Genomic DNA, 23,302 nt, shown 5'->3' with positions numbered 1-23,302 from the left:
GGACCAGGGGTCGGCTAGTGGCGATGGGCTCCGATTACGGCGGCGGCCGTCGCGACATTATGGGACAGATGCAGCGGATTGATGGTCCCGATTATCGCGCTGGTCACCCCGGGATGACCGAAGATCAGTTCGAAGCTGGCGCGGACCGGGTCCACGCCGGCGTCGAGGCAGGCATGGCCGCTGGCCAGGCCTTTCTTGACCAGGATGCCCTTGTTCCGCTGCACCGCGAAGTCGAGTACCGGCTTCTCGCCCTGTTCGTTGAGGTTGTAGGTGACCATGGCGCAATCCCCCTGTTCCAGGGCCAGGAGACCGCCGTCCACGGTCTTGCCGGAGAGGCCGAAGGCGCGGATCTTGCCGGCCTGCCTGAGCTCGGCAAGGGTCTCGTAGACACCGCTGTCCCGCAGGATGGCCAGGTCGTTGCCATCGGAGTGCACCAGCACCAGGTCGATGAAGTCGGTTTCCAGGCGTTTCAGGCTGCGTTCGACGGAGAAGCGCGTGTGTTCGGGGCTGAAGTCGAAACGGGAGAGGCCGTCCTCGAACTCTTCGCCCACCTTGCTGACGATCACCCAGTCCTGGCGCTGGCCGCGCAGCAGCGGGCCGAGGCGCTCCTCGCTGCGGCCATAGGCTGGCGCGGTGTCGATCAGGTTGATGCCGAGGTCGCGGGCCAGGGCCAGCAGCTGCCGGGCCTCGGCGTCGTCGGGAATGGTGAAGCCGCTGGGGTACTTCACGCCCTGGTCGCGGCCGAGCTTGACGGTTCCCAGGCCCAGTGGGGAAACCATCAGGCCGGTGCTGCCCAAGGGGCGGTGCAGATCGTGCAACTCGTTCATCCCAGCAGTTCCTCCCAGGCCGGTTGCGCCACCGTCGGACGGGGCAGGGCGGGCAGCGGCGGATTGGCCGAAGGGCGCAGACCGTCGCGTTCGAAGGCGGCCAGCACGCGGTCGGCGAAGTCCGGGGCCAGGGCCAGTTTGGTGGGCCAGCCCACCAGCAAGCGGTCCTGCTCGGCGAGGAAGGCATTGTCCGGACGAACCAGGCCGCTCTGGGCCGGCTCGGCGCGGTCCACCCGCAGGGTCGCCCATTGTGCGGCGGAGAGGTCGATCCAGGGCAGCAACTGGCGCAACTCCTGCTCGGCCGCGGCGATCTGCTCGGCCTCGTTGCGGGCCACGCCGTCGGCCTCGGCCAGGTCGCCCCCCAGGTACCACACCCATTGGCCGTCGGCGGCCGGGTGGCTGGTCACGGTGATGCGCGGCTTCGGCCCGCCACCCAGGCAATGGGCGTACAGCGGTTTCAGGCTGGGCGCCTTGACCATCACCATGTGCAGCGGGCGGCGCTGCATGGCCGGCTGGCTGAGGCCCAGGGCTTCGAGCAAGGCCTGGTTGCCGGCGCCGGCGCTCAGCACGATGCGTTGCGCGCGGACTTCACGGCCATCGATGACCAGCCCGACCAGCTGGCCGTCTTCCCGCAGGGGAGCGACTTCGCGGCCCGCGAGCAGGCTGTCGCCGGCCAGTTCCGCCAGGCGGGCGATCAGGCTGGGGACGTCCAGCACCAGTTCGGCCAAGCGGTAGACCTTGCCCTTGAACTTCGGGTGTTGCAGCGCCGGCGGCAAGGCATCGCCCTTGACCTGGTCGACGCGGCCACGCACCGCCTTGCTGGCGAAGAAGCTGGTGAGATTGCCGGCCAGGGTGCCGGGGGACCAGAGATAGTGGGCGTCGGAGAGCAGGCGCACGCCGCGCAGATCCAGTTCGCCGCTGCCGGCCAGGGCCTCGCGCCAGCGCCGCGGCATGTCGGCAATGGCTTCGGAGGCGCCGGTCAGGGCGCCGTGCAGGGCGTACTTGGCGCCGCCGTGGATGATCCCCTGGGACTTCACGCTCTGCCCGCCGCCGAGGCTGTGGTTCTCCACCAGCAGAGTGGCGAAGCCTTGCTGGCGCAGGCGGGCATTGAGCCACAGGCCGGCGATACCGCCGCCCAGGATGAGTACATCAGTGGAAAGGGATTCGGCCATGGGTTGCAGGCGCCTTGAAAAAAACAGGGGCGCAGTATAGCGCCCCTGTCGTGATGCCGGCCTACAGCAGGTGTCGAGAGCCGCGCGAGCTGGAGCTAGCGCAATATCGCCGACGCGCAGCAGGTTCTCATCAGTGCCCGGTGCTGTTGGAAAAGAGCTGGATGACAACCACCCCCGAGACGATCATCCCCATGCCGAGCACGGCGGGGGCATCCAGTTTCTGCTGATAGAGCACCAGCGCGGCGATGCTTACCAGCACGATGCCGAGCCCGGCCCAGATGGCGTAGGCGATGCCCACGGGAATGCTGCGCACCACCAGGGTCAGCATCCAGAAGGCGATGGTGTAGCCGCCGATCACCAGGATCAGTGGCAGGGGCTTGTTGATGCCGTCGATGGCCTTCATCGAGGTGGTGGCGACGACTTCAGCGGCAATGGCGATGGCGAGATAGATATAGCCGGTCATGGTCGACCCTCCTGTGCAATGGCGCGAATTCTAAGTTTCCGGCTGATGGGATAAAGTCATTTCCCATCTGGTTTTGAGATGGGTTGTTAGCCATGCAATGGAATCTGGAACAGATCCGCCTGTTCGTTGCGGTCGCCGAAGGCCAGTCCTTCTCGGCGGTCGCGCGCAGGCTGCGGCGCGCCCAGTCGGCGGTGAGCAGCGGCATCGCCATGCTCGAAGAGGATCTAGGGGTGCAGCTGTTCGACCGCAGCAGCGGCCGTCAGCCGCGCCTGACGGCGGCGGGCATGGCCCTGCTGGAGGAGGCCCGGGAAGTCCTGCGGCAGTGCCAGCGCCTGGATGGCAAGGCCCTGGGGCTGGCGAAAGGCGAAGAGGCGCGCCTGCGCCTGGCCCAGGATGAAGCCATGCCTTATCAGCCGGTGCTGGCCAGCCTGGAGGCCCTGGGCAAGGCTTTTCCGCTGCTGGAGGTGCAGCTGACCACCAGTGCCCAGGGCGAGGTGGCGCGCAAGCTGCTGGAGCGTCGCGCCGACCTGGGGCTGCTGTTCCACCATGAGCAGATGCCCGACGCCCTGGAGCGCCAGCGCCTGGGCACCATCGAGATGGTCACCGTGTGCGGTTCCAGCCATCCCCTGGCCGCCATGGCCTATGCCGATCGCCGCGAGCTGGCGCGTCACCGCCAGGTCCTCATGTCGCCCCAGGACAGTCGCTATCCCGGTGGCGAGCAGATCGGCCCGCAGGTCTGGCGCGCGGACAGCTTCTACGTGATGGCGGAATTGCTGATGCGCGGCCTGGGCTGGGCCTGGCTGCCGCGCCATGTGGCGCAGTATCCGGCCTATCAGGGGCAGCTGGTGGAACTGCGCAGCGACTGGACGCCCCCCTCGCTGGTGGTGGAGCTGGTCTGCCGCCGTGACGAGGCGCTGGGGCCGGCGGCGCTCTGGCTGGCCGATAGCCTTGCCGAGCATTTGCAGGCCATGGGCTGAGCGCTCGCACAATCCGCTGAACGAGCCCTGAGGTATCATCCGCGTCCAAATCGGCCAGGCTCCGCGCCCATGAATCGCACCCTCTATACCCTGCTGTTCCATCTCGGCCTGCCGCTGGTGGCCCTGCGCCTGGCCTGGCGTGCCTGGCGTGCGCCGGCCTATGCGCGCCGCATCGGCGAACGCTTCGCCTTCGGCCTGCCACCGATCAGGCCCGGCGGCATCTGGGTGCACGCCGTCTCGGTGGGGGAAAGCATCGCCGCTGCGCCCATGGTGCGTGCCCTGCTGGAACGTCATCCCGACTTGCCCATCACCATCACCTGCATGACGCCGACCGGCTCGGAGCGCATCCGCGCCCTGTTCGGCGACCGGGTGCAGCATTGCTACCTGCCCTATGACCTGCCCTGGGCGGCCTCGCGTTTCCTCGACCGGGTGCGGCCGAAGCTGGCGGTGATCATGGAAACCGAACTCTGGCCCAACCACATCCACCAGTGCGCCCGCCGTGGCATTCCGGTGGTGCTGGCCAATGCCCGCCTGTCCGAGCGGTCCGCGCGGGGTTATGCGCGTTTCGGCAAGCTCACAGCCCCCATGCTGGCCGAGCTGAGCTGGATCGCGGTGCAGACGGGGGCGGAAGCCGAACGCTTCCGTGCCCTCGGCGCGCGCCCGGAATGCGTGGGCGTGACTGGCTCGATCAAGTACGACCTGCACATCGACCCTGCGCTGGTGCACCGTGCCGCGGAACTGCGCGCGCAGTGGGCCGCCGCGGCGCGGCCAGTGTGGATTGCCGCCAGCACCCACGCTGGCGAGGACGAGATCATGCTCGCCGCCCACAAGAGCCTGCTGGTGCAACGGCCCGACGCCTTGCTGATCCTGGTGCCGCGCCATCCGGAGCGCTTCGGTCCGGTGTTCGAACTCTGTCGGCGCGAGGGGCTGGCGACCGTGCGCCGCTCGACCGGCGCTCCGGTGACCGCAGCCGATGCGGTTCTGGTGGGCGACACCATGGGCGAGCTGCTGTTCCTCTATGCGCTGGCGGACATCGCCTTCGTGGGCGGCAGCCTGGTCCCTAACGGCGGCCACAACCTGCTGGAACCGGCGGCGCTGGGCAAGCCGGTATTGTCGGGGCCGCACCTGTTCAACTTCCTCGAAATCGCCGCACAGCTACGGGACGCCGGGGCGCTGGCCGAGGTGGCGGATGCCGATGAACTGGCCGCGCAGATCGGCGGGCTCTGGGCCGCGCCAGATTGCGCGGCGGCCATGCGTGATGCAGGGCTGGGCGTGCTCAAGGCCAATCAGGGAGCGCTGGAGCGGCTGCTGGATGGGATAGCGCGGCTGCTGTGATCAACGCCCTGTGCGAATTCATTCGCGAATGAATTCGCACACAGAAGAACGCCGGATGGCTAGAACGTCGGCGGGGTGATGACCCAGAGGATCAGCGTGTCCTTCTCGCCGGGGTTGCCGTAGCGGTGCGGTTCCCGGCTGGCGAAGCTGAAGCTGTCGCCTTCCTGCAGGTGAAAATGGCGCTCGCCGACCCAGAGCTCGAATTCGCCACTGAGCACGTAGCCGGCTTCTTCGCCTTCGTGGCTGTAGCTTTCTTCGCTGTAGGTACCTGGCGGGAAGCGCGAGTGGAGCATCTCCAGCTGGCGCAGCGGTTGCGGGCTGAGCAGTTCGTCAGTGATGCCGTTCTCGTAGTGCAGGCTGGTGCGGGCGTTGCGGCGCACGACGTAACCACGGTCGGCTTCGCGGGTGGGAGCCTCGCTGGCGAAGAACCACTGGATGGTCACGCCCAGGCTTTGCGCGATGTTGAACAGCGCGGGGATGGACGGAAAGGCGAGGTTGCGTTCCAGCTGGCTGATGTAGCCGGCGGTGAGCTTGCTTTGCTCGGCCAGTTCGGTGAGGGTCAGGCCCCGGCGTTTGCGCAGCGCGCGGATTCGCGTGCCGAGGAACTGGCTCTCGGCGTTAGCGTTCGGCGATGGCAGGCTGGGGCTCATAGTTCCCTCCATGGGGGCGCAGGATCGCGGCATTGTAGGGCAGCCGCGAGTCCCCGCGACACTCAGATATCCCAGGCGACCTTCAATCCCTCGTAGATGGCTTCTTCCGCCGTGCGCGGTGCCAGGCAGTCGCCAATGCGGCGGAACTCCACCAGACTTTCCAGCGCGCTGCCCAGGTCGTCCACCGGCTGGTGGCCCTGGCAGAGCACCAGGGTGTCCACGTCTTCGAACAGCATCGGCTCGCCACTGGCGGAATGCATCATGTACACCGTGTTGTCGTCGCAGCCGTAGAGGCGGGCGTAAGGCGTGATCTGGATGCCCAGTTTGTGCAGTTCGCCGGCCATCTGGTCGCGCACGTAGAGCGGCAGGTTCTCCCCGCAGTGGGTGCCGTTCACCGCGAGGCGCACCTGGTGGCCGTTGCGCGCCAGGCGCTCGGCGATGCCGGGGGCGATCCAGTCGCCGCGCCAGTCGGTGACCAGCACCGAGCGGCCCGGCTGCACCTCCTCTCGCAGCACCTGCCAGGCATCCACCACCTGCAGCTCGCCGCCGCGCTCGAACGGCGGCCAGTAGGGCCTGGCGCCCGTGGCGAGGATGACCAGATCGGGGCGCTCGCGCTCCACCAGGGCGCGGTCGACGCGGACATTGCGCAGGACCTGTACGCCCGCCAGCTCCATTTCGCGCTGGAGGTTGGTGGCCGCGCCGCCGAACTCCGCGCGACGCGGCAGCAGCTGCGCCAGCAGCACCTGACCGCCGAGCTGGTTGCCGGCCTCATAGAGGGTCACTTCATGGCCACGCCGGGCCGCCACGGCCGCGGCCTTCATGCCGGCCGGGCCACCGCCCACCACCATCACGCGCTTGCGCACGGTCGCCGGGTTGGCTTGCGCATAGATCAGCTCGCGGCCGGTTTCCGGGTGCTGGATGCAGGAAATGGGGTAGCCGCGATGGAAGTGGCCGATGCACGCCTGGTTGCAGGCGATGCAGGCGCGCACGTCGTCGCTGCGGCCGGCGGCGGCCTTGTTGGGCATCTGCGGGTCGCAGATCAGGGCGCGGGTCATGCCGCAGACGTCGGCCTGGCCGCGGGCGAGGATGGCTTCGGCTTCCTGGGGCTGGTTGATCCGCCCGGTGACGAAAAGCGGGATGTCCAGCCGCGCCTTGAAGCTCCCGGCGGTGGGTGCCAGGTAGGCGGCTTCGATGGCCATGGGCGGGACGATATGGATGGCGCCGCCGAGCGAGGCCGAGGTGCCGGCCACCAGGTGCACGTAGTCGAGTTGCCCTTGCAGGGCGAGCGCGGCTGCCAGGGATTCGTCCTCGGTCAGGCCTTCCGGGTCACGCTCGTCGGCGGAGATGCGCATCCCGACGATGAAGTCGTCGGGGCAGTTGGCGCGCACGGCCAGGATCACTTCGCGGATGAAGCGCAGGCGGGCGTCGAGGTCGCCGTTGTAGCCGTCTTCGCGGCGGTTCACCCGCGGGTTGAGGAACTGCGCGGGCAGGTAGCCGTGGCTGGCGACGATCTCCACGCCGTCCAGTCCGGCCGCGCACAGGCGCCGGGCGGCGGCACCGTAGCCGGCGACGATCTCGTCGATCATCCCCTGGTCCAGAGCGCGCGGCATCACGCGGAAGCGCTCGTTGGGCGAGGCCGAGGCGGACCAGGCCACCGTCAACAGCCCATCGCTGGACTCCATGATTTCCCGGCCCGGATGGAACACTTGGGAAAGCACCACCGTGCCTTCGGCGTGGCAGGCCTCGGCCAGGCGCCGGTAACCCTCGATGCAGGCGTCGTCGGTGGCCATCAGTACGTGGGAGGTGTAGCGGGCGCTGTCGTGTACCCCGGCCACCTGCAGCACGATCAGGCCGACGCCGCCCCTGGCGCGGGCGCGGTGATAGGCGATGAGCTGCTCGTTGACCAAGTTGTCGGCGGGCATCGAGGTGTCGTGGCCGCTGGACATGATCCGGTTCTTCAGGCGTTTGCCACGGATTTCCAGGGGTTCGAAGAGGTGCGGGAAGCTTTTGGCGGGCTGGGCGGCGCTGGACATGGGGGCTCCTGAGGACCTGGCGGTCCCGCTTGTTCTTGTTGCGTCATGAAAATTTACCGTAAGTAAAAAATCAATCAATTTTTTTACTTAGGCGGAGAGGCTTCATGACGCCAGCAGGAACTGAAGTAACCTGGCCGGCGGAGGACGACCGAACGGAAAAGAAAAAGTACGGCCGCGATGCCGCAATGCTGCTCAGTCAGGCACCGCCCACGGGGTATGGCTGTCGTTGCAGGAGCGAGCTTGCTCGCGAAGCTTTGTGGGAAATCACCGATTCGCCAGCAAGCTGGCTCCTACAGTATTTCCCCGCCGCAGAAACCGGGAACGCCGCTTACCCGGCGAGGGATAGGCGGCGTTCTCATGTGAGCGGCATCAGGCAGCGATGCCGGGCTTTTCGTTATGGCGGAACTCAGTATTCCGAGTTGCCTTTGAGGCTCGCTTCTGCGGCCTTGGCCAGGTCCGGCGGGAGGAAGTCCTTGTCCGGGTTGTAGTCGGGCTTGAGGAAGCTGGCCAGGGCTTCCAGGTCGGCCGGGCTCAGGGTGCCGGCCGCCTGCTTCAGGCGCAGGTTGTCGAGGATGTAGTCGTAGCGCGCGTTGTTGTAGTCGCGTACCGAGCTGTACAGCTGGCGCTGGGCATCGAGCACGTCGACGATGTTGCGGGTACCGACCTGGTAGCCGATTTCGGTGGCTTCCAGGGCGCTCTGGTTGGAGATGATCGACTGCCTGCGCGCCTTCACCTGCTCCACGTCGGTGTTCACTGCGCGGTGGAAGTTGCGGGTGTTCTGCACCACGGAGCGGCGCAGGCTTTCGCGCTGTTGTTCGGTCTGGTTCAGGCGCTGGTAGGACTCGCGCACCTGGGAGCTGGTCAGGCCGCCGCTGTAGATGGGGATGTTCAGCTGAAGGCCGATGCTGCGCTGCTCCACGTCGCCACCGAAGGGGGCCTGGCCGGGCAGGGTAGAGCCGGAATTGCTGAAGCCCAGGCTGTCGTTGTCGCCCTTCTGGTAGCTGGCCACCGCGTCCAGGGTCGGCGCATGGCCGGCCTTGCGCTGGCGCAGGGTCTCTTCGGCGGCATTGACGGCGTAGTTGGCGGCCTGCAGGTTGAGGTTCTGCTGGGCGGCGGTGTCGACCCAGGCCTTGGCGTCGTTGGGGGTGGGCACCACGACCGGCAGGGTGTGGAGGATGCCCTCGATCGAGGCGTATTCGCGGTTGGTCAGGGTCACCAGGGCCTGGAAGGCGTCTTCCACGTTGCGCTCGGCGATGATCCGGTTGGCGCGGGCGGTGTCGTAGCCGGCCTGGGCTTCCAGCACGTCGGTCTTGTCCGAGAGGCCGACGTCGAAGCGTTCGTTGGCCTGGTCGAGCTGGCGCTTGAATGCCGCTTCTTCGGCCTTGGTCGAGGCCAGGTTGTCCTGGGCGCGCAGCACGGCGAAATAGGTTTCGGCGGTCTGCAGAATCAGGTTCTGCTGGGTCGCGGAGAAGTCCAGGGCGGCCTGCTCGGTGCTGAACTCGGCAGCCTTCAGCTGGAACCAGCGGTCGGCGCGGAAGATCGGCTGGCTCAGGGTCGCCTGGTAGGCGATGCCGCTGCGGGAAAAGGTGTTGGAGGGGGTGTCCAGCTTGGTCCGGGTGTCGCTGGACGTGGCGCCGCCGTTGATTTGCGGCAGCAGGCCGGAACGGGCCTGGGGCACGGCCTCTCGCTGCGCTTCATAGTTGGCGCGAGCGGCGGCGAGGTCGGCGTTGTTGTCGACAGCGTCCTTGTAGACGGTCACGAGGTCCGTCTTGGCTGACAGGGGGGCATCTTCGGCCCAGGCGGTTCCGGCAACGGCGGATGCCACGGCGATGGCCAGCGAGAGTCTGCGCAGCATGATCAATCCTGGATTCTGGTGTGTCGGGCAAGGCTACGGGGCCGCTGGGAGCGGGTCAAGACGCCCCACCGGCGGCCTGAGTGTAGTTCGCGACAAGCTATGTTTCCTGTGCGCAACAATCGATTTTCGTTGCTGCCGCCGCGTCATTTCCCGACGTAGTGGTCACTATATTCTGACCACCGGGTTGGTTTTCTCCGTCGAGCTTGTTTAGACTGCGCGGGTTCTTGTCGGGGTGCCTCGAATCGGAGGCTGAGATCGGAAAGTTCCGGATCCCGTTGAACCTGATCAGGTTAAGGCCTGCGTAGGGAACAAGATGTGCCTCCCCATCCCGCACTCCGGGAGGCTCCTCTCGGCACCGGTTCCGGTGCACTCTGCCTTCAGGTTCGCTCCGACATCATTCCCAGGAGCCAGCCGATGACTGCAAAACAACAACGAAACCTGAGTGAAAGCGCCCAGGTAGATCAGCAATCCGTCCAGCCTTTCCCCCGCTCGCAGAAAGTCTATGTTCAGGGCTCCCGCCCGGACATCCGCGTGCCCATGCGTGAAATCAGCCTGGATGTGACCCCCACCGCCTTCGGCGGCGAGATCAATGCCCCGGTCACCGTCTATGACACCTCCGGCCCCTACACCGACCCGAACGTCAGCATCGACGTGCGCAAGGGCCTGGCCGATGTACGCTCGCCCTGGATCGACGACCGCAACGACACCGAGCGCCTGCCGGGCCTGACCTCCGAGTTCGGCCAGCGCCGCCTGGCCGATGCCGAGCTGGCCGCCATGCGCTTTGCCCACGTGCGCAACCCGCGCCGCGCCAAGGCCGGCCAGAACGTCACCCAGATGCACTACGCGAAGAAGGGCATCATCACGCCCGAGATGGAATTCGTCGCCATCCGTGAAAACATGAAGCTGGCCGAGGCGCGCGAAGCCGGCCTGCTCAAGGAGCAGCACGCCGGCCACAGCTTCGGCGCTGCCATTCCGAAGGAAATCACCCCTGAGTTCGTGCGTCAGGAAGTGGCCCGCGGCCGCGCCATCATCCCGGCCAACATCAACCACGTGGAGCTGGAGCCGATGATCATCGGCCGCAACTTCCTGGTGAAGATCAACGGCAACATCGGCAACTCGGCACTGGGCTCCTCCATCGAGGAAGAAGTCGCCAAGCTCACCTGGGGCATCCGCTGGGGCTCGGACACCGTGATGGACCTGTCCACCGGCAAGCACATCCATGAAACCCGCGAGTGGATCATCCGCAACTCGCCGGTACCGATCGGCACCGTGCCGGTCTACCAGGCCCTGGAAAAGGTCGGCGGCATCGCCGAAGACCTGACCTGGGAACTGTTCCGCGACACCCTGATCGAGCAGGCCGAACAGGGCGTGGACTACTTCACCATCCACGCCGGCGTGCTGCTGCGCTATGTGCCGCTGACCGCCAAGCGCGTCACCGGCATCGTCTCCCGCGGCGGCTCGATCATGGCCAAGTGGTGCCTGGCCCACCACAAGGAGAATTTCCTCTACACCCACTTCGAGGAAATCTGCGAAATCATGAAGGCCTACGACGTCAGCTTCTCGCTGGGCGACGGCCTGCGTCCGGGCTCCATCGCCGACGCCAACGACGCCGCGCAGTTCGGTGAGCTGGAAACCCTCGGCGAACTGACCAAGATCGCCTGGAAGCACGACGTGCAGACCATGATCGAGGGCCCCGGCCACGTGCCGATGCACCTGATCAAGGAGAACATGGACAAGCAGCTGGAATGCTGCGACGAGGCGCCTTTCTATACCCTTGGCCCGCTGACCACCGACATCGCTCCCGGCTACGACCACATCACCTCCGGCATCGGCGCCGCGATGATCGGCTGGTTCGGTTGCGCCATGCTCTGCTACGTGACCCCGAAGGAGCACCTGGGCCTGCCGAACAAGGATGACGTGAAGACCGGCATCATCACCTACAAGATCGCCGCCCACGCCGCCGACCTGGCCAAGGGCCATCCGGGTGCCCAGATCCGCGACAACGCGCTGTCCAAGGCGCGCTTCGAGTTCCGCTGGGAAGACCAGTTCAACCTCGGCCTGGACCCGGACACCGCGCGTGCCTTCCACGACGAGACCCTGCCGAAGGAGTCGGCCAAGGTGGCGCACTTCTGCTCCATGTGCGGGCCGAAGTTCTGCTCTATGAAAATCACCCAGGAAGTGCGCGACTACGCCAAGGAGAACGGCCTGACCGACGAGCAGAAGGCCATCGAGGCCGGTTTCGCCGAGCAGGCCGGGCGTTTCAAGGAAGAGGGGTCCATGATCTACAAGCAGGTCTGACCGCCTGCCGAAAAACCGTGAACAGGCGCTGACCTGTCACGCCCATGCTGGAAGCCGGGCCTTGCGCCCGGCTTTCCGGTTTGTGGAAAACCCATAGCGACAATCCATCCAGGGCATCTGCCACCGTGAACACTCCAACCAGCTATTCGCCGTCCATTCCGGTCGCCGTCGACCAGCGTGTACTCGGCACGCGTGACCTGTTTTCCCTCTGGTTCTCCCTCGGCCTCGGCCTGATGGTGCTGCAGACCGGCGCGTTGCTGGCGCCGGGCCTCGGCACCAGCGATGCGCTGCTGGCTATCCTGCTCGGTACCTGCGTCGGTGTACTGCTGCTGGGTTCGGTGGCGATGATCGGCAGCGATACCGGCCTTGCCGCCATGGCCTCGCTCAAGCTCAGTCTCGGTTCACTTGGTGCGACCGTGCCGGCGTTCCTCAACCTGCTGCAACTGGTGGGGTGGGGCGCCTTTGAAATCATCGTGATGCGTGACGCCGCCAGCCTGCTGGTCGCCCGAGGCCTGGGCGAAGGCAGCCCGTGGGCCTCGCCGGTGCTCTGGACCCTGGTGTTCGGTGCCCTTGCCACCCTGCTGGCGGTGGCCGGCCCGCTCGCCTTCGTGCGCCGCATCCTGCGCCGCTGGGGCATCTGGCTGCTGCTGGGCGCCTGCGTCTGGCTGACCTGGGACCTGCTGAACCGCACCGACTTCACCGCACTGATGGCGCGTGCCGGCGATGGTTCCATGTCGTTCGCCCTGGGTTTCGACATCGCCATCGCCATGCCGCTGTCCTGGCTGCCGTTGATCGCCGACTACTCGCGCTTCGGCCGTAATGGCGGCGGCGTGTTTATCGGTTCGGCACTGGGCTTCTTCATCGGTTGCCTGTGGCTGATGGGCCTTGGCGTGGCCTACACCCTGGCATTCGCCGAGGGCAGCGACGCCAATGCCCTGTTGCTGGCCCTGGCTGGTGCCGGGATGGGGATCCCGCTGCTGCTGATCCTGCTGGACGAGTCGGAAAAGGCTTTTGCCGACATCCACTCGGCGGCGGTGTCCAGCGGCATCCTGCTACCACTGAAGGTGGAACAGCTGACGCTGGCCATCGGCGTGCTCTGCACCCTGATCGCCTGGTTCGCGCCGCTGGCCGAATACCAGAACTTCCTGCTGCTGATCGGCTCGGTGTTCGCGCCGCTGTTCGGCGTGGTGCTGGTGGATCACTTCATCCTGCGGCGCCGCCGCACGGAACTCGCGCCGCGCGTGGCGCTGCGCTGGGATACGCTGCTGGCCTGGGGCTGCGGCGTGGCGATCTACCACCTGCTGGCCAATCGCTGGCCAGAACTGGGGGCGACTCTGCCGGCCCTGCTGGCGGCCGGCGTATTGCAGCTCCTTCTGGGACGCTTCAGCCGCGTCCGGGGAAGTACTGGGGCTTCAATATTCCGTTGAGTTGCGGATAGGGGATGCGGAGTTCCGGGTGCCCGCTGGAGTAGGGCGCGATGCTGTACACGTCGTACTTCAGCAGCACGGCGCCGTAGCCCAGGCCCACGTTGGCGGTGCGCTCGAAGGGCCAGGTCTTGATGAAGTCGGGGTCCTGGTCGAACTTGTTGGCCACCAGCCAGCGGCGATGGGCCTGTTCGGCGACTTTCCAGAAGGCCTCTTCCTGGCCGGGAAGCAGCATGTCGCCAAGGCTCAGCGGCTTTTCCAGCTTGCGGTCGTAGTTGATGAAGCCGCGCCCCGGCATGCCGTGGGCGCCGCCGGTGAAGAGGTAGCTGGACAGTTCCACCAGCACCAGGTTGTCGTGCTGCTCCAGCACCTTGGCCTGCAGGTAGCTGCTCCAGCCCGGTTCGGCGCTGGCGAGGAAATCCTTCTCGTAGGACTCCAGCGACGCCGGCAGCGGCGAACCGGGGGCGTCCTGCGTCATGCGCAGCAGGCGCTCGTTGATCAGCGCACTGAGCTGCGGTTCGTCAGTGAAGCTGATGGTGTCGATGTTCACCAGGGGACAGGTTTCGCCCTGGCAACCGGGTTTCAGGTGTTCCCAGGCGTGGCGCTGCGGTTCCAGCTTGGCACTGCCGCCGGGCAGCATCTGGCAGGCGCTGAGGAGGGTGCCGAGGCAGGCGGCGGCGAGGAGTCTGGCAAGGTGCATCGGCTTCATCTTCGGGGACGGATTCCGGAAAAAGTGCAGGCTTCGACTGCCGCCGGGGCCATGAGTTCGCGCTCTGCGGGCAGCCTTTCGCCGCGCATCTTCCCAGCCCGCGGCCCATCTGCAAAGAGGCTGCACCCCTCGCGACCAAGGCGTAGGATGCGCGGATCGAAGCCTTCCGCAACAGTGAGATCCCCATGAGCGAAACCTTCAAGCCGGGCCCGGACGCCGTTGAAATCGTCGAGCGAGAAACCTGTTTCCAGGGTTTCTATCGCCTGGACCGCCTGCGCCTGCGCCATCGGCTGTTCTCCGGTGACATGGGGCCGATCATCCAGCGGGAGCTCTTCGTCCGTCATGATGCCGTCTGCGTGCTTCCCTATGATCCGCAGCGGGATGCGGTGGTTCTGATCGAACAGTTCCGCGTGGGCGCCTATGGCAAGAGCGAGAGCCCCTGGTTGCTGGAGCTGGTGGCCGGGCTGATCGACAAGGACGAGGAGCCGGAGGATGTCGCCCGTCGGGAAGCCGTCGAAGAGGCCGATCTCCAGTTGACTTCGCTGTGGCCGATCACCACTTACTATCCATCTCCAGGGGGCTCCAACGAGCGTGTACACCTGTACCTCGGGCGTTGCGACAGCAGCAATGCGGGAGGCGTACACGGGCTGGCGGAGGAGGGCGAAGACATCCGCGTGCATGTGTTGCCGCTGGAAGATGCCCTGGCCCTCATGGGGGAAGGGCGGCTGGACAATGCCGCGACCATGCTGGCCCTGCAGTGGCTGGCGCTGAACTGTACCGAAGTCAGGGGGTTGTGGACGTGAATCTGTTGCGCGATCGCTACCGGGTCGACCTCATCGGGCTGCAGGCAGCCTGCGAGGCGAACTACGCGCGCCTGATGCGTCTGCTCCCGCAGATGCGCGAGGTGCGCGGTTCCCGTCGCGTCGCGATGAGCCAGGGCGAGCACCTGCTCGGCGTGCTGGCCCTGGAAGTGGTCGAAGCCTGCCCCTATACCACCACGCTGCAGGTGCGCCAGGAGCACGGCCTGCCCTGGCTGCCGTCGCCGCAACTGGAGGTGCGCGTCTACCATGACGCGCGCATGGCCGAGGTGGTCGGTGCCGAGAATGCGCGGCGCTTGCGCAGCGTATATGCCTATCCGAATGCCGCCATGCACCAGCCCGACGAGAAGAGCCAGCTCAATCTCTTCCTCGGCGAGTGGCTGAGCCATTGCCTGGCCTGTGGCCACGAGCTAGAGCCGGTCGTCCTCTAGTTCCGTTCGCAACGACCTGCGACGGGGTGGCGCGGCGCAATCGGCAATCCTTAACTGTGAACCATTCCCGCTTCGCGGGTTTACCCGTTGCGCGCGCAGCAACCATAATCGGAACACCTCGCCCAAGGAGAAGGCCTTGCCCAATCCAGTCCTCCCCGCCGCTGACGAGTCAGTGCTGCTGGTGCAGCTATCCGACAGCCACCTGTTCGCCGAAACAGACGGCAAGCTGTTGGGCATGGAAACCCGCGACAGCCTGCGCCGGGTGATCGACCAGGTGCTGCAGGAACAGTCGGGCATCGATCTGGTGCTGGCTACCGGCGACCTTTCTCAGGACGGTTCGGCCGAATCCTACGAATCTTTCCGCGAGCTGGTGGCGAACATCCCCGCGCCCGCCCGCTGGCTTCCCGGCAACCATGACGAAGTCCTGGTGATGCGCGATGTCTGCGCCGGCACTTCGGCCCTGGAACCCATTGTCGACTTCCCCCACTGGCGGGTGGTGCTGCTGGACTCCACCATCGCCGGTGCGGTGCCCGGCCATTTCCCCGCCGAGCAGCTTGCGCTGCTCGAACACGCCCTCGAAGGTGCTGGCGAGCGCCATGTGCTGGTCAGCTTCCACCATCATCCCGTGCCCATCGGCTGTGCCTGGATGGAACCGATCGGCGTACGCAATGCCGAAAGCCTGTTCGCCGTGCTGGAGCGTTATCCGCAGGTGCGGGTGCTGCTCTGGGGCCACGTCCACCAGGAGTTCGACCAGTTCCGCAACGACGTGCGCCTGCTGGCATCGCCGTCCACCTGCGTGCAGTTCGCGCCGGGCAGCGAGGATTTCTGCGTGGGCAACGAAGCACCGGGCTACCGCTGGTTGCGTCTGGGGCGCGACGGCAGCGTTGAAACCGGGGTTTCACGGGTGACTGGAATCGCCTTCGAAGTGGATTACAGCGTCAAGGGTTATTGACCTTCGCGCCGCGGCACGGCAAGAAGTACAACTTTCCCTCGATCTGCCAGGAAGCCGCGTGTCCAGCTTGCAACCCAGCCTTCTCTATATCCACGGTTTCAACAGCTCGCCGTCTTCACACAAGGCGCGCCAGCTTGGCGTGCTCATGCAGCGCCTGGGGCTGGCCGATCGCCTGCGGGTTCCCGCCCTGCACCATCATCCGCGCCTGGCCATCGGCCAGCTCGAGGACGCCATCGCCGAGCTGGGGCGCCCGGTGCTGGTCGGCAGCTCCCTGGGCGGCTACTATGCGACCCACCTGGCCGAGCGCCACGGTCTTTCGGCCGTGCTGATCAACCCCGCGGTAGCCCCGCACCGGTTGTTCGAGGGGCGGCTCGGCCCACAGAAGAACTACTTCAGCGACGAAACCTGGGAACTGACGGCGGAGCATGTGATGGCGCTGGCCGAGCTGGAAGTGCCGCCACCTCGGGACCCGGCCCGCTACCAGGTATGGTTGCAGACGGCCGACGAAACCCTCGACTACCGCCAGGCGGAGCGTTACTACCGCGCTTGCGCCCTGCGCATCGAGGCCGGTGGCGACCACGGTTTCCAGAACTTCCCCGCCCATCTGCCCGCCTTGCTGGCCTTTGCCGGCTTTCCCGCGCAGCTGTGGCGTGACATCGACTTTTCCGACCTCTGACTGAAAGGGAATCCATGGCTACTTACAACGCGGATGCCATCGAAGTCCTCTCCGGCCTCGACCCGGTGCGCAAGCGCCCGGGCATGTACACCGACACCACCCGCCCCAACCACCTGGCCCAGGAGGTCATCGACAACAGCGTGGACGAGGCCCTGGCCGGCCACGCCCGCAGCGTGCAGGTGATCCTCCATGAGGACAATTCCCTGCAGGTGATCGACGACGGCCGTGGCATGCCGGTGGACATCCACCCCGAAGAAGGCGTGCCCGGCGTCGAGCTGATCCTCACCAAGCTGCATGCCGGCGGCAAGTTCTCCAACAAGAACTACCAGTTCTCCGGCGGCCTCCACGGCGTGGGCATCTCGGTGGTGAACGCCCTGTCCACCCGCGTCGAAGTGCGGGTCAAGCGCGACGGCAGCGAATACAGGATGACCTTCGCCGACGGCTACAAGGCCAGCGAGCTGGAAGTCATCGGCAGCGTCGGCAAGCGCAATACCGGCACCAGCGTGCATTTCTGGCCGGACGCCAAGTATTTCGACTCCCACAAATTCTCCGTCAGCCGCCTCAAGCACGTGCTCAAGGCCAAGGCCGTGCTCTGCCCGGGGCTGTCCGTCACCTTCGAGGACAAGGCCAGCGGCGAGCGCGTCGAGTGGCACTTCGAGGATGGTCTGCGCTCCTACCTGGTGGACGCCGTCAGCGAGTTCGAGCGCCTGCCGAACGAGCCCTTCTGCGGCAGCCTGGCCGGTAACCAGGAAGCGGTGGACTGGGCGCTGCTCTGGCTGCCCGAGGGGGGCGACAGCGTCCAGGAAAGCTACGTCAACCTGATTCCCACCGCCCAGGGCGGCACCCATGTGAACGGCCTGCGCCAGGGCCTGCTGGACGCCATGCGTGAGTTCTGCGAGTTCCGCAACCTGCTGCCGCGTGGCGTCAAGCTGGCGCCGGAGGATGTCTGGGAACGCATCGCCTTCGTCCTCTCGATGAAGCTGCAGGAACCGCAGTTCTCGGGGCAGACCAAGGAGCGCCTGTCCTCCCGCGAGGCGGCCGCCTTCGTGTCCGGCGTGGTGAAGGATGCCTTCAGCCTCTGGCTCAATGCCAACCCGGACCTGGGCATGCAGCTGGCCGAACTGGCCATCAGCAACGCCGGCCGCCGTCTCAAGGCGGGCAAGAAGGTCGAGCGCAAGAAAATCACCCAGGGCCCGGCACTGCCCGGCAAGCTGGCCGATTGCGCAGGGCAGGACCCGATGCGCGCGGAGCTGTTCCTGGTGGAGGGTGATTCCGCCGGCGGTTCTGCCAAGCAGGCGCGTGACAAGGAATTCCAGGCGATCATGCCGTTGCGCGGCAAGATTCTGAACACCTGGGAAGTGGACGGCGCCGAAGTGCTGGCCTCCCAGGAAGTGCATGACATCGCCGTCGCCATCGGCGTCGACCCCGGTGCAGAGGACCTCTCCCAGCTGCGCTACGGCAAGATCTGCATCCTCGCCGACGCCGACTCCGACGGCCTGCACATCGCCACCCTGCTGTGCGCGCTGTTCGTCCGCCACTTCCGCTCGCTGGTGGAAGCCGGGCATGTCTACGTCGCCATGCCGCCGCTGTATCGTATCGACCTGGGCAAGGAAATCTTCTACGCCCTGGACGAAGCCGAGCGTGACGGCATCCTCGACCGCCTGGTGGCCGAGAAGAAGCGTGGCAAGCCCCAGGTCACCCGATTCAAGGGCCTGGGCGAAATGAACCCGCCACAGCTGCGCGAAACGACGATGGATCCGAACACCCGCCGTCTGGTTCAGCTGACATTGGAAGAAGCCGACGGCACGGTGGAAATCATGGACATGCTGCTGGCGAAGAAGCGCGCCAGCGACCGCAAGTCCTGGCTGGAATCCAAGGGCAACCTGGCCGAGGTCATGGTGTGAGGGGAGCGCTTATTCTCCTCGCTGCCCTGTTCTGTGCGCCGCTCTGGGCCGCCGACGACCCCGAGCAGCTGCGTCTGGCCGCGGAATACCCGGTGGACGGGATGCGGCAGGGCAATCTCTCCGGTTTGGCGCGCTGTGGGGAAGACCTCCTGGCGGTGTCCGACCGCGTGGACCACCAGCTGTATCGGCTCAAGCCCATCGGCGGCGTGCTCCAGGCGGAGGCCGAGGTGTTCCACGCGCCGCCGCCACCGCCCAGCAGCCTGCCCTGGGGCATCCGTGCGCGCTCCTGGATCATCAGCATGTTGCGGGGCAACGACCTGGATTTCGAAAGCATAAGCTGTGATGAAGCCGGAAACCGCTATCTGGTCAGCGAGGCCAATGCAGCGGTGCTGCAGCTACCGGTGGCCGGCGAGCCCAACTGGCTGCTGCTACCGGACAACCTGATCCGCCAGGCGCGCGCCAGCGGCATGCTGCTGCACTTCAACGCCTTGCTGGAGGGCATCGCCGTCGACCCCAAGGGCGAGCGCCTGTGGCTCGCCGCCGAGCGTGAGCGCCGCGGCTTGATGGTGGTGCACAAGCAGCAATCCACCTGGCGCTGTGCCGGCGGCTGCGTGATCTTCAGTGAAGCCGGCACCCAAACGCCGCCAGCCCCCATCGGCAGCGAGCAGCAGATGCCACGCGACTTCTCCGACCTCGCCTTCTTCGAGGAAAAGCTCTTCACCCTGGAGCGCCTGGCGCACCAGATCTGCCGGCGAAAACCGAGCAGTGGCGAAGTGGAGCGCTGCTGGTCCTTCGCCGAGGAAGCCCTGGCCGATACCCGTCGCTATGGCGTGCCTTTCGGCGTGGCCGAAGCCTTGTGGATAGACGCCGAAGGGGCCTGGGTCGGCCTCGACAACGGTGGCAAGGCCCGCGCCGATGGCGATCGGCGTCCTATCGTCTGGCGCTTCTCTGCGCCGAAAGGCGGCTGGAGCGCGCAATGACCACGCAGACGCCGGGCAAACGCGCGGGAAGAGTCATGCTGGTGCTCGCCTGGGGCATCGGCCTGATCCTGGCCACGCGTTACTTCGGCGTCTGGGAAGACCGCCAGCACAACCCCAATCGCGCGCCCGAGTCGCTGCACGGCGACGGTTACGTCGAAGTGCGTCTGGCCAGCAGCCGCCAGGGGCATTACCGGCTGGACGGCCGCATCGACGGCCAGGCCGTGACCTTCCTGCTCGACACCGGCGCCACCCAGGTGGCGGTGCCGGCGCGGGTCGCCGAGCGCCTTGGCCTGGCGCCCGGCGCCGCGGTCACCCTGAGTACCGCCAACGGCCGCGTCACCGGCCACCGCACCCAGCTGCAGGACCTGCGCCTGGGTGACATACGCCTGACCCAGGTGCCGGCGATCATCGTGCCGGGCATGGACGGCGAAGAGGTGCTGCTCGGCATGAGCGCCCTGAAACAACTCGAATTCACCCAGCGCGACGGCACCCTGGTGCTGCGCCAAGTCACTTCTCCGTGAGGCACGCATGAGCGAATCCCTCGATCTGAGCCTGGAAGGCGTTGAGCGCCGCTCCCTGGCCGATTTCACCGAACAGGCCTACCTCAACTACTCCATGTACGTGATCATGGACCGTGCCCTGCCGCATATCGGCGACGGCCTGAAGCCCGTACAGCGCCGTATCGTCTACGCCATGAGCGAACTGGGCCTGGACGCCGACGCCAAGCACAAGAAGTCGGCGCGTACCGTCGGCGACGTGCTCGGCAAGTTCCATCCCCACGGCGACTCCGCCTGCTACGAGGCCATGGTGCTGATGGCCCAGCCCTTCAGCTACCGCTACACGCTGGTGGATGGCCAGGGCAACTGGGGTGCGCCGGACGATCCCAAATCCTTCGCCGCCATGCGTTACACCGAGGCGCGCCTGTCACGTTACTCGGAAGTCCTGCTCTCCGAACTGGGCCAGGGCACCGTGGATTGGGTGCCGAACTTCGACGGCACCCTGAACGAGCCGGCGACCCTGCCGGCGCGTCTGCCGAACCTGTTGCTCAACGGCACCACCGGCATCGCCGTAGGCATGGCCACCGACGTTCCGCCGCACAACCTGCGGGAAGTGGCCGCCGCCTGCGTGCGCCTGCTGGACGAGCCGAGCGCCACGGTGGAGCAGCTTTGCGAACATATCCTCGGCCCGGACTTCCCCACCGAGGCGGAAGTGATCACCCCGCGCGCCGAACTGGTGAAGATCTACGAAACCGGCCGTGGCTCGGTGCGCATGCGCGCCGTGTACCGCGTGGAAGACGGCGACATCGTGGTCACCGCGCTGCCGCACCAGGTGTCCGGCTCCAAGGTGCTGGAACAGATCGCCGGCCAGATGCAGGCCAAGAAGCTGCCGATGGTGGCGGACCTGCGCGATGAATCGGACCACGAGCACCCCACCCGCATCGTCATCATTCCGCGCTCCAATCGCGTGGATGCCGACGAACTGATGCAGCACCTGTTCGCCACCACGGACCTCGAGTCCAGCTACCGGGTCAACACCAACGTCATCGGTCTGGACGGCAAGCCCCAGGTCAAGGACCTGCGCACCCTGCTCAGCGAGTGGCTGACCTACCGCATCGGCACCGTGCGCCGTCGCCTGCAGTTCCGTCTGGACAAGGTGGAGAAGCGCCTGCACCTGTTGGATGGTTTGCTGATCGCCTTCCTCAATCTGGATGAGGTGATCCACATCATCCGTACCGAGGACCAGCCCAGGCAGGTGCTGATGGAGCGCTTCGCTCTCACCGAGATCCAGGCCGACTACATCCTCGATACCCGCCTGCGCCAGCTGGCGCGCCTGGAAGAGATGAAGATCCGGGGCGAACAGGAGGAACTGCTGAAAGAGCAGAAGAAACTGCAGGCCCTGCTGGGTAGCGACGCCAAGCTGAAGAAGCTGGTGCGCGAGGAGCTGATCAAGGACGCCGAAACCTACGGCGACGACCGCCGTTCTCCCATTGTCACCCGCGCCGAGGCCCGCGCCCTGTCGGAAACCGAGCTGATGCCCACCGAGCCGGTTACCGTGGTGTTGTCCGAGAAGGGCTGGGTGCGTTGTGCCAAGGGCCACGATATCGATGCCACCGGCCTGTCCTACAAGGCCGGCGACGGCTTCAAGGCGGCGGCGCCGGGCCGTTCGAATCAATACGCGGTATTCATCGACTCCACCGGCCGCAGCTATTCGCTGGCGGCCCACTCGCTGCCTTCGGCCCGTGGCCAGGGCGAGCCGCTTACCGGCCGGCTGACACCGCCGCCCGGGGCCAGTTTCGAATGCGTGCTGCTGCCCGAGGATGACGCCACCTATGTCATCGCCTCGGACGCCGGCTATGGCTTCGTGGTCAAGGGCGCCGACATGCAGGCCAAGAACAAGGCCGGCAAGACGCTGCTCAGCCTACCGACCGGCGCCAGGGTGGTGCCGCCACGCCTGGTGCAGAGCGTCGAGGACGACTGGTTGGCGGCGGTGACTACCGAAGGCCGCCTGCTGCTGTTCAAGGTCGCCGACCTGCCGCAGCTGGCCAAGGGCAAGGGTAACAAGATCATCGGTATCCCCGGCGATCGCGTTGCCAGCCGCGAGGAGTACCTCACCGATCTGGCAGTGCTGCCGGTGGGTGCAACCCTCGTCCTGCAGGCTGGCAAACGCACCCTGTCGCTCAGGGCGGATGACCTGGAGCATTACAAGGGCGAGCGCGGACGCCGTGGAAACAAGCTGCCACGCGGTTTCCAGCGAGTTGACGCGCTGCAGGTGGAATCGCTTGCCTGAGGCTGGCGATGGCGAATTGACGTGGGGCTATGGAGTCCTGCGTCACATTGACGGATGATATGTCCCCTTGCCGTCCCCTGATGATGGCAAGGACGAATGAATTCGACTGCAGGCTGCCCACAAGGCGGCCGTGGGTGAGATTAATGAGCGTGCGTTTTCCCCTGGCTTTGATGCTGGCGAGCCTCCTGGGCCTGGCCGGTTGTGTACATAGCCCCCCGATTCCCATGTTTCAGCTGGATGCGGGCACCCCGGAGGTGCCGTCAAAGAAGGCTGGGATGCAAGTACTGCTCGGCCCGGTGACCGTGGCCGACTACCTTCAACGTGAAACCCTCCTGCAACGCCAGGCCGACGGCAGCCTGACCGCAGCCCCGGACGGCCGCTGGGCCGGCAGCCTGGCGGCGGATATCGACCAGGTTCTCCTGCGCCAGCTGTCCTGGCGCCTGGACAGCCAGCGCCTGGTGCTGGCCCCGGGCAACCCCGGCTTCACTCCGGAAGTACAGGTGCTGCTGACCATCAGCCGCCTCGACTCCGGCCCCCAGCGCCCGGCCGTGCTGGAGGCGCAATGGCGCCTGCTGGACCGTGCCGGCCAGCTGCGGGACAGCCGCCTGGTGCGCCTTGAGGAACCCCACGCCGGAACTGCCGCCGACCAGGTGCGGGCTCAGAGCAAGCTGCTGCAGCAACTGGCCGAACAACTGGCCGATGCCGTGAAGCCCCTGGAAGGTCAGCCGGTTGCCGTCGAGGCGCCGCGCAAGCCGGCAGCGGCCAACCCGCCGCCCAAGGCCAAGGCGCCGCAGCCGCCGAAGATCCCCATGGCGGCGCCGGTACGAACCGACGTGGAAGTCTTCCGCTTCTGATCGCTGGATAATGAAAAAGCCCGCTTGATGCGTAATGCTGTTCACATAAGCATTTGAGCTGTTGCCGTGGCTCCCCGAGAATCCGATGCCAGACCTCTGGCATCGGATTTTTTATGTCCTTTCAACAGCAGTTGCTCGACCTGGGCGAGTTGTTCAA

At 66.3% G+C, this 23,302-nt stretch carries 20 protein-coding genes and 1 riboswitch; of the genes, 13 read left to right on the top strand and 7 right to left on the bottom strand.

Going from position 1 to position 23,302, the window contains the following annotated elements; translation table 11 throughout:
* Positions 1–14 precede the first annotated feature (14 nt).
* The 3 genes from ACFW0B_RS21455 to ACFW0B_RS21445 form a co-directional block, all read right to left on the bottom strand.
* The gene (locus tag ACFW0B_RS21455) at positions 15–827 is read right to left on the bottom strand and encodes an aldo/keto reductase (RefSeq protein WP_449150990.1); all 813 of its coding nucleotides are present in this window, start codon (positions 825–827) and stop codon (positions 15–17) included.
* The gene (locus ACFW0B_RS21450) at positions 824–1,999 is read right to left on the bottom strand and encodes an NAD(P)/FAD-dependent oxidoreductase (protein ID WP_449150989.1); all 1,176 of its coding nucleotides are present in this window, start codon (positions 1,997–1,999) and stop codon (positions 824–826) included. The genes ACFW0B_RS21455 and ACFW0B_RS21450 overlap by 4 nt, the downstream gene beginning before the upstream one ends.
* A 130-nt stretch (positions 2,000–2,129) precedes the next feature.
* Entirely contained in the window at positions 2,130–2,462 is a 333-nt protein-coding gene (locus ACFW0B_RS21445; protein ID WP_449150988.1) for a DMT family transporter, read from the bottom strand.
* Positions 2,463–2,554: 92 nt separating this feature from the next.
* On the opposite strand from ACFW0B_RS21445, the gene ACFW0B_RS21440 reads away from it, so the two are divergent.
* Both ACFW0B_RS21440 and waaA read left to right on the top strand, forming a co-directional pair.
* Positions 2,555–3,439, top strand: coding sequence for a LysR family transcriptional regulator (locus ACFW0B_RS21440; protein WP_449150987.1), 885 nt, complete (start codon positions 2,555–2,557; stop codon positions 3,437–3,439).
* 69 nt (positions 3,440–3,508) lie between these two features.
* The gene (gene waaA / locus ACFW0B_RS21435) at positions 3,509–4,774 is read left to right on the top strand and encodes a lipid IV(A) 3-deoxy-D-manno-octulosonic acid transferase (RefSeq protein ID WP_449150986.1); all 1,266 of its coding nucleotides are present in this window, start codon (positions 3,509–3,511) and stop codon (positions 4,772–4,774) included.
* 59 nt (positions 4,775–4,833) lie between these two features.
* On the opposite strand, the gene ACFW0B_RS21430 is transcribed toward waaA, so the two are convergent.
* The 3 genes from ACFW0B_RS21430 to ACFW0B_RS21420 form a co-directional block, all read right to left on the bottom strand.
* Positions 4,834–5,457: a cupin domain-containing protein gene (locus ACFW0B_RS21430; RefSeq protein ID WP_449150985.1), complete on the bottom strand. Its 624-nt coding sequence runs from the start codon at positions 5,455–5,457 to the stop codon at positions 4,834–4,836.
* 29 nt (positions 5,458–5,486) lie between these two features.
* Positions 5,487–7,457, bottom strand: coding sequence for an oxidoreductase (locus ACFW0B_RS21425; RefSeq protein WP_449150984.1), 1,971 nt, complete (start codon positions 7,455–7,457; stop codon positions 5,487–5,489).
* A gap of 406 nt (positions 7,458–7,863) precedes the next feature.
* Positions 7,864–9,312, bottom strand: coding sequence for a TolC family outer membrane protein (locus ACFW0B_RS21420; protein WP_449150983.1), 1,449 nt, complete (start codon positions 9,310–9,312; stop codon positions 7,864–7,866).
* Between the two features lie 218 nt (positions 9,313–9,530).
* Positions 9,531–9,637: riboswitch (TPP riboswitch) on the top strand.
* Positions 9,638–9,726: 89 nt separating this feature from the next.
* Here ACFW0B_RS21420 and thiC point away from each other — a divergent pair.
* Positions 9,727–11,610 (top strand): phosphomethylpyrimidine synthase ThiC, encoded by a 1,884-nt coding sequence (gene thiC / locus ACFW0B_RS21415; RefSeq protein ID WP_449150982.1) that lies wholly within the window; start codon positions 9,727–9,729, stop codon positions 11,608–11,610.
* A gap of 125 nt (positions 11,611–11,735) precedes the next feature.
* Positions 11,736–13,037, top strand: coding sequence for a putative hydroxymethylpyrimidine transporter CytX (gene cytX, locus ACFW0B_RS21410; RefSeq protein ID WP_449150981.1), 1,302 nt, complete (start codon positions 11,736–11,738; stop codon positions 13,035–13,037).
* On the opposite strand, the gene ACFW0B_RS21405 is transcribed toward cytX, so the two are convergent.
* The gene (locus ACFW0B_RS21405; RefSeq protein WP_449150980.1) at positions 12,994–13,734 is read right to left on the bottom strand and encodes a DUF3298 and DUF4163 domain-containing protein; all 741 of its coding nucleotides are present in this window, start codon (positions 13,732–13,734) and stop codon (positions 12,994–12,996) included. The genes cytX and ACFW0B_RS21405 overlap by 44 nt on opposite strands.
* A gap of 194 nt (positions 13,735–13,928) precedes the next feature.
* Here ACFW0B_RS21405 and ACFW0B_RS21400 point away from each other — a divergent pair, with 194 nt between their 5' ends.
* The 9 genes from ACFW0B_RS21400 (at position 13,929) to ACFW0B_RS21360 (ending at position 23,145) form a co-directional block, all read left to right on the top strand.
* Positions 13,929–14,546 carry an NUDIX domain-containing protein gene (locus tag ACFW0B_RS21400; RefSeq protein ID WP_449150979.1) on the top strand — a complete coding sequence of 206 codons (618 nt, stop codon included), beginning with the start codon at positions 13,929–13,931 and terminating at the stop codon, positions 14,544–14,546.
* Positions 14,537–14,992, top strand: a complete 456-nt coding sequence (locus ACFW0B_RS21395; protein ID WP_449150978.1) for a DUF1249 domain-containing protein — start codon at positions 14,537–14,539, stop codon at positions 14,990–14,992. The genes ACFW0B_RS21400 and ACFW0B_RS21395 overlap by 10 nt, the downstream gene beginning before the upstream one ends.
* 136 nt (positions 14,993–15,128) lie before the next feature.
* Positions 15,129–15,944: a 3',5'-cyclic-AMP phosphodiesterase gene (cpdA, locus tag ACFW0B_RS21390; RefSeq protein WP_449150977.1), complete on the top strand. Its 816-nt coding sequence runs from the start codon at positions 15,129–15,131 to the stop codon at positions 15,942–15,944.
* Between the two features lie 58 nt (positions 15,945–16,002).
* Positions 16,003–16,620 (top strand): YqiA/YcfP family alpha/beta fold hydrolase, encoded by a 618-nt coding sequence (locus ACFW0B_RS21385; RefSeq protein ID WP_449150976.1) that lies wholly within the window; start codon positions 16,003–16,005, stop codon positions 16,618–16,620.
* Between the two features lie 14 nt (positions 16,621–16,634).
* Entirely contained in the window at positions 16,635–18,524 is a 1,890-nt protein-coding gene (gene parE / locus ACFW0B_RS21380) for a DNA topoisomerase IV subunit B (RefSeq protein WP_449150975.1), read from the top strand.
* Positions 18,521–19,504 carry an esterase-like activity of phytase family protein gene (locus ACFW0B_RS21375; RefSeq protein WP_449150974.1) on the top strand — a complete coding sequence of 328 codons (984 nt, stop codon included), beginning with the start codon at positions 18,521–18,523 and terminating at the stop codon, positions 19,502–19,504. Before parE ends, ACFW0B_RS21375 begins: the two co-directional genes overlap by 4 nt.
* Positions 19,501–20,025 (top strand): retropepsin-like aspartic protease family protein, encoded by a 525-nt coding sequence (locus ACFW0B_RS21370; RefSeq protein ID WP_449150973.1) that lies wholly within the window; start codon positions 19,501–19,503, stop codon positions 20,023–20,025. Before ACFW0B_RS21375 ends, ACFW0B_RS21370 begins: the two co-directional genes overlap by 4 nt.
* Before the next feature lie 7 nt (positions 20,026–20,032).
* Positions 20,033–22,291 (top strand): DNA topoisomerase IV subunit A, encoded by a 2,259-nt coding sequence (parC, locus tag ACFW0B_RS21365; RefSeq protein ID WP_449150972.1) that lies wholly within the window; start codon positions 20,033–20,035, stop codon positions 22,289–22,291.
* A gap of 143 nt (positions 22,292–22,434) precedes the next feature.
* Positions 22,435–23,145: a PqiC family protein gene (locus ACFW0B_RS21360; protein ID WP_449150971.1), complete on the top strand. Its 711-nt coding sequence runs from the start codon at positions 22,435–22,437 to the stop codon at positions 23,143–23,145.
* The last annotated feature ends 157 nt before the right edge of the window (positions 23,146–23,302 follow it).

Origin of the sequence: Metapseudomonas phytobenefica, from assembly GCF_043392685.1 — a bacterium.
GTDB lineage: Bacteria > Pseudomonadota > Gammaproteobacteria > Pseudomonadales > Pseudomonadaceae > Metapseudomonas.
Note: the sequence above shows the minus strand (reverse complement) of the source record. Positions and strands in the feature narration are given on the sequence as shown.